This is a genomic window from Mesorhizobium sp. STM 4661 (assembly GCF_000359125.1).
Taxonomy (GTDB): Bacteria; Pseudomonadota; Alphaproteobacteria; order Rhizobiales; family Rhizobiaceae; genus Mesorhizobium.
Window position 1 is genome coordinate 1 of the sequence record NZ_CAAF010000036.1, and the last position, 1,515, is coordinate 1,515.

A 1,515-nucleotide genomic window follows, 5' to 3' on the forward strand; every position below is an offset into this window, starting at 1 on the left:
GCGTGCGCACACATTTGATTTGGCGGGGATTAGTTTGGATTTGCAAGAGCGAAGCCCTCGGCGATGGCGTGGAATCGTTTTAGGCCATTGGAGAAGGTGACGGGACCTGGCGGCCGCTCTTTGGCGTAGCCGTTCCAGCCTCCCAGCCGGGCGATGCACCAAGCGGCCCAGGCGAGCGTGTGTTGGGGATGCGGGTTCTTCTGCTTTTGGGTCTTGCCTTCGAGCCTGGCAATCAGCGCCTCCAGCACGGTGATCTCGGTGGGGCTGAAGAGGCGTGCAGCCTTGAAGGCCCGGCCGGCGGCGCCGCGCCCGTGCACGAGTTGCATGACCTTGGTGGCGACGATCAGCGCGGTCGCGGCCAGCCGTTCGAGTGCCTCACCATCGGCAAGCAGGCTTTCCTCCAGATCGATGGCCTGCGACTTCACGGTTCGGAACAGCTGTTCGACGGTCCAGCGCAACCGGTAGAGATCGACCATGCGGCAAGCGTCGGCGAGCGTTTTGACCGTGTGAGTGGTCAACAGCCGCCAGATCACTGCTTCCTTGGGCGAAGGCGGATCGATCTCGCGCACTTCGACGATGTTGAGCGTGGTCTCGCGCGGATCGCGGCGGTCGGCGCCAAGGGGCGGCTGGCGCAAGGCGACCTCGGCGAAGCGAACGGCCAGTTGCACCTCGCGCGCCGGTCGGCCGGGACGCGCCTGCAACTCGAAGGCGATCCGGCCGGCTTCCGGCGTTTTGGCGATCTCGCCGAACAGACGGCCGCCCTCATCACCCAGAGCCCGGTCGCGCACGGCGCGGATGAGCACATGCGTGCGCTCGTCAGGCAGCCTTGCCAGCACTTCGTAGATGTCGGCCTCGCGGTCGCCGATCACGGTAGCCAGCGGCGTGTCGGTCAGCGCCTGGCGGGCCGCCTTGGCGGTGGCGATCCATTTGTAGCTTTCCTTGGATTCGATCGGCAGGGCTTGGTAGTCGTGCGCCTTCTGCCTCCGGCGCCGCCAGATCGTGGCAGCCGCAAGCCCCAGCACTGAGCCGTCGGCGGCATCCACGGCCAGCGCCGGGTGGACGAACAGCCCGACATCCTTGCCGTTGCCGACACGGCCAAGGCCGCGCTTGCGCGAGGCCTTGGCCTCATAGTTGATCTCGCTGCTATCCTCGATGATCAGCACATGGCGGCCGGCCGCCGCCGCGCCCGTTCGCGCCGCCGCCGTGCGCACGATCTCCTGCACCGTCACCTGGGGATTGCGAAACAGCCGCGTGAACGCAACTTGTTCCGCGCGCGTATCGGCCAGCCTGCGCAGGCCCGCGCTAACGCGCGTGCACATGCGCTCCAGCACCATGCTCCCCTTTTTTGCAGGCGCAGGTCGCCGAAGTATCCAAGCAGCAAAGCCATCGTCGAACCTCCCGAATCAACAATGGCAGCTACAGAATCACATAGGATTCCAACCCCGCAAGCCAAACCTGCTACCCGACCAAAACTCCCCTTGACACCCCGCCGAAGCAGATGTGTGCGCACGCTAG

Annotated in this window: 1 protein-coding gene; it reads right to left on the minus strand. The window is 65.7% G+C overall.

Going from position 1 to position 1,515, the window contains the following annotated elements:
* Positions 1–29: 29 nt before the first annotated feature.
* On the minus strand, positions 30–1,319 hold the full coding sequence (locus MESS4_RS11920; protein WP_036241110.1) for an IS4 family transposase: 1,290 nt from the start codon (positions 1,317–1,319) through the stop codon (positions 30–32).
* Positions 1,320–1,515 lie beyond the last annotated feature (196 nt).